The sequence below is a fragment of the Paenibacillus sp. B2(2019) genome, assembly GCF_008370385.1.
Taxonomy (GTDB): Bacteria; Bacillota; Bacilli; order Paenibacillales; family Paenibacillaceae; genus Paenibacillus_AQ.
The window spans coordinates 1-5,659 of sequence record NZ_VTZR01000034.1; the positions used below are offsets into that span (position 1 = coordinate 1).

General features: G+C 41.0%; 2 protein-coding genes. Both read right to left on the minus strand.

Translation table 11 applies throughout. From position 1 onward, the window contains the following. Positions 1 to 4,879 (minus strand): endo-alpha-N-acetylgalactosaminidase family protein (locus PAENI_RS31260; RefSeq protein WP_149647942.1); only part of this gene is annotated, 4,879 nt, incomplete at its 3' end. A 591-nt stretch (positions 4,880 to 5,470) separates the two neighbouring features. Further along, a partial coding sequence (locus PAENI_RS31265) for an S-layer homology domain-containing protein (protein WP_188114766.1) occupies positions 5,471 to 5,659 on the minus strand: 189 nt, incomplete at its 5' end.

Here is a 5,659-nt window from a genome sequence, read left to right on the forward strand (position 1 = left end):
GTGGATATTGTCCTGGCTGATCACCAACGACTGCTTTATCTACTTTGACCTGAGCTGCTGCAATCGCTGCTTCTAGCGCTGTCGTATCCACTACAGTTGATTTAGCGCCGTAAGCTTCAAACTCACGGAAACCTGCCCATGCAGGGTTAATACCCAAAGCCGTCACTTTGATAAATTTAACATGATTAGCTGACCAAGTATCTTCTGTAACACTTTGAGTAACTGGAGTATCCCACTTATTCACTGTTTCGTTCCAGGTTTGGCCATCAGAAGAGACTTCTATTCTGTACTTCATCGTACCTGAAGCGGATTCCCAAGTCATCTTTGAACCCGTAACATCGTACTGTACTCCCAGATCAACCTTCCACCATTGTTCAGTACTTGGATCATTTGTACTCCAACGAGTTGATGTTTGACCGTCATTCCCCATCGCTGCCGAATTGCCAGACTGCTGACTGCTTGCGGTTGCAGGCTTCTTCAAAGCAATGTTCGGATCTTCTTTGACTGTAATTTCTGCAATAGCTTTTTTATTCGTACCTTCTATCGTACCATTTATAGTAAATTGACCTTCTTTGTTAATCTGTTCATCCATAATAAGATCCCACGTCACAGCTACAAAACGCTTTGAATTATCACTCATCGTTACTTCGAGCATGCTTGATAAAAGCGGTTTCACGCCAATAAATGTGCTCATTTTTATTTTAGAAATTTCACTAATTGTAGCTTGGCGCTCCGTAACTATAACAATAGCCTGTGCTTTGATATTAGTACCTTCTACTGTACCCTCTACTTTGAATGATCCAACATTCTGGTAGCTACCTTCAGCCATTTCATTCCAAGTTACAGGTACATTCGCAACTGTACCAGTTGAGGTCACCATCTTAGCCGTTGCTGGCATCATAGGTGCAGTTCCTACTATCGTGTAAACCGTCATCACTTTTGCATCTACGATATCTACTTCCCCACTCGGTGTTACGGTTACAGTAGCTGTAATCGCTGCAGCTTCAACGCCATTAATATGTCCTATTACTTCAAATTCTCTTTCTTCAGCATATTCTGAAGGGGGAATGGCTGGCCATTGCACTGGCAAATCCATTTCTGTGCCATTGCTCAATGTTGCCTTTACAGTTGCAGGCATTTCCGGATGCATACCAACTGCAGTACTAACTGTAACGGTATTTGGTCCAGTTATGGATGGAGCTTCTTGAGCAACTCGCATTTCAGCTACAGATGCGTAATTGCCACGTCCTTCTAATGCTGTTAACTTAACGTGAGTAATTGGCTTCGAACTGTCAATAGCTATTTGTTTTGTATTAATTGTCTTTTCCCATACACCTTCTGAAACAACCTTTACAAAACCTTCAGCATCTGCATACTTAACATATAAGTCATATTTTGTAATGAAGCCATTACCATTAGCTACACCGCTACTATCAGTCTGCTGTCTTGGCGTTACATCTACTCTGTTTACACTGTAAGCTTTACCTAAATCAAGCGTAATGGATTGTGGTAATTTATCACTTCCATTCCAAGCTGTGTGCCACAATGAACCTGTGTTTCCATCAAGAACATTTTCTGGTGCATCACTTGGTTCATAACCAGTTGCACTTGCAGTGATACCATCTACAGGTATAACCGATAAATCAACAGGTGTAATTTGTGGTGGTTCAATCGTAGCATCCTTTGCTTCTTTAACCACTAGATCATCAAGGATAAAGTCTCCTGCTGAACTCCCAGTAGTATTCCTTGTTCCAATCCAGAAATCTTCTGTGCTTGCTGTAAATTTAACCGTAAACTGTGTAGGAACAGTTACCTGTGGCATTGGTACATTCATCACTTCCTTAGTACCGTTACCAACAACGAAATTAATCTTCTTATCGAACTGACTTTCATATTTGAAAGATACTTCGTAAGTTGTTCCTTTATCAAATCGTAGAGTCTGCGGTAATGTTCTCATGATCAGACCGCTACCTGTTTTATGTGACTTAATGGACCATCCTCCATTTAATACGTCATCAACTTCTTTTCCATTCCAACCTTTCTGGGTGTATGGAGCGTGTAATTCTGATAAGTGAGTACGTGGATCACTTACTCCGTCAGCATCTGCTATGACAAATGGAGTCAACCCTTGGTCCACATGCTCAAAATCTTCTGCTACGACTATCTCTGGAGATTGCGGTACAACTCGCTTGGTAGGTACGCAGCGAACATCGTCAAAGGTTACAATTGCTGTTCCTCCAGCTACCTTCAAGTACAATGTAGCTGTATCCTGTCCTGCTGCAACATCAAACACGACTCTCATTCGTTGCATATTGGTGCTGTGCTTGGAGTCAGCTGAAATGTAGTTTTGCAGCGGTGAACTTTCCGTATAGCTCGTGATGTCTGCTCCGCCAAAATCTTTCACGCCAATCGTCGTTCTACGTTTTGCATTTCCTGCCGTGTTTGGATCAGTTGCATTTGTACTGTTTGGCGTATTTCCTACCTGAACATATATTGAAGCCGAGTATGTTCCAGGGTTCAACCCTGATAACTCCGTCTCTAATACAGTCTCTTCCGTATTTTCTTTGACGACTAATTCATATTGTCCACGATGGTTACGTTCTACGGTTGCAGCACTGTCTCCACCTTTGATAATCGACCAGTTGTCTAATGTTCCACTGTTGAAGCTTGGGTCCTTTGCAGGCATCGCAAATCCCCAATTCATATCTTTAGCAGTTACAGACACATCACCTTTGTATACAACGTAAGCCTGTTTTGCTTTAGCATCAATCGTAATTTTGCCATCAACTACGCTTAATTCTTTTGCTTCTTGCTTACCCGTATCAGTTAATGTATATAACTTCACTGTTGATACATCGTTCCAGCTATTTGGAAGCTCCCAAGTCGTTGATCCGCCACCTTCATTATAGTGGTACAGTTTCTCTTCAACTTTAGCCAATTCACTATCTGTCTTATCAGCATTTGGCGACCACGGCAACAAGTATTTGAGGTTATTGAATTTTACATCATCATAAACATTACCGTCACTTGTTCCTTTTTGAATTCTCACATCTTCTTCAAGAAGCTTTTTACCATCTTTCGTGAAGGTTCTTTTTCCGTCATTTTTTCTTTCAGCAACGACATTTCCTTCAAATTCGACTCTTCCCACATTGTTGTTTACATCGTACTTCGTCATCGGGAAGCTTTGCAGATATTTCGTTGGCAGATTTGTTTTGAATACAATATCAATCATTTCATCATAATCTACTCTACCCTGCCATCCTTCCGCATCATTTGCCTCCGTACCGCCTAGGATTGGATGGCGAGCGATCCACGTATCTTTCTGGTGATTTCGCACAAATCTAGCGATATCACTGCTATAGCCCTTGATGCTCTTACCGCCGTAATCATAGTCAACTGACCAGTGATTCCAAACGGCATCATCTTCTAATACATTTGGAAACTCCGTCGTAAGCGTCCAGCCAAAAGAATTCACTTCTCTTGCAAATCTTCTTCCGTTAAAGCCCTGCTCATACCATGCATCCGCATAAATAAAATCAAGTGTTGGCGCATCGTCCTTTAACATCTGTAAACGGTTCAGTCTGTTACCAGAATAAACTTCTCTACGATATGTTGGGTCATCAAAGTCATAGGATGGATCAAGCCAGTCCCAACCGCCTTTATTGATATTTACTAATTGATCATCAAATGCCTTTGCTTCCGGGTGAGCACCTGTACCACTAATATGTACACCCATAAAAGCATTATAGTTCTGCGCTTCTCTTACAAGCGTATCCATATCCTTCTGTCCGCCTTGACGTACACCGATATGTCCGCCGTAATCCGGATGTGCGGAGTCATGCCCTTCTGCTTGGTAACCCTTTAATTCCACCCACTGTCCAAGCCCATCCGTTGATAGATATATTTTCTTTGTTTCATCTAAAGTCTTTAAGAATGGGTTAGTTGCCTGGCTGCCAAAGTTCATCGGTATACGGTGAACAACAAGTTCAGACATTCGATCGCTGCCTACAGGATTGTTCATGATATCACGGAATGCAACAGCTGCATCCTGCCAATCCATTTTCGTATCCGCATTTGCATCCGCTGTGATAACGACCTTACTATGTGGTAAAGGTTCTGTTATGTTTTCTGGCATATTATTTCCACGATATACCCATGAAGCACTCCACAAAGCTGTACGGGAGTAATCCGTTTTCTTGGTCGTCTGTTTCACAATCCGGTGATTGTCATTATCTCCATCGGCATTTGTATCACCATAGGCATTCGACCATACACCTGCTGCCAGTTGATCATTGTTAATAAACGCGTACATATAGTTTTTTGGTGTACTATCTACCGCAGGAGTACCTGATACATCTTGATACACATCACCTTTTTTATAAACAGCGTTTTCCATTCTGGAACCGGCAAATTTAGCATTCGCTTCTGTGCTTCTAACCGATACCAAGCTATGGTTTGGGATTTCAATAGTATGGATTCTCTCTGTACCATTTTCTTCCACATTCGTCACTTCGAAATCAAGTGAATTTTTCACTACTTGCATTGTTAGCTTAATGACTACATTCAGCTCATCAACAGTTAGCACATAGTAGGCTTTGTCTGCCTCTTCTGTGTACTTTACTTTCGGTATATAGTCTGTCCCGTTAATTCTTATTGTGTTTAGTACATCTTCTGATCCATTTAGAACTTTATTGTTGAATTCATACTTTATTACTCTTGGAAAATTCTGATCTAATTGAACTGACATTATATTTGATTCAATGATTCCATCATTAGCTGCAGCATTCGCAATTCCTGAAAATGCAGGAATTGTTGTGCTACTCAGCTGTGCAGAGACTACCACAATGGCTAAGTTTTTAATTACCTTTGACAGTGACATTTTTATCCTCCTTCGAGTTCAATCTATTCCATGCCAATTGCTCTTAATTGATCTTTCGTGTAATTGCCATCGATTCAGCATCACCTCCTTTGAGTCGAACGAACTGAAACCGCTTACAAATTCACCAGTATCATTGCTTGTCATGCTGACTGTGGAAGAGATCGCTTATTTTTTTGAGAATCTGAATATAATGATGAATTCATGGAAGTATTCATAGGAAGGAGCATTCCAATTACAAAATGCTATATATCTGTTTGGTGTCATTCTTAAATGAGGATAGTCATTGGGTGTAGGATTTCAAATACCTTGATCGATATTGTGAAAAGAGAAGAGTCAATCGACTTTATATGTGTTCATCTTACTCTCCAGCCACTGGGAAGTTAATGACGATAATTTGGATTTATTGATAAATTTTACGGAAATCGGACAAATAAAATCTTATTTGATCGTGTACCCTGAGCTCCCCTCTCCGTCGCATCCGAACCTCCTGATTTCATAAAAATATACAAAGAAGATCGCCTACACTCGTGTAGGCGATCTTCTTCGAAGTTAAACTAAATGGCACAAAACTGCAGTAAGCTAAACCATCATTTATTTTTCGTTTAGCATAGCTAGAATCACAGTGACTGCTTCAGCTCTAGTCGAAGAGGCAATTGGATTAAATTTGCCATCCCCATTCCCCTTAATTAAGCCTGCTTCTGCAGCTGTTGCCACATAAGGTCTTGCCCATACTGGAATCTGGTCAGCATCATCAAACGTCAGTGTTGCCTTTGGATTCAC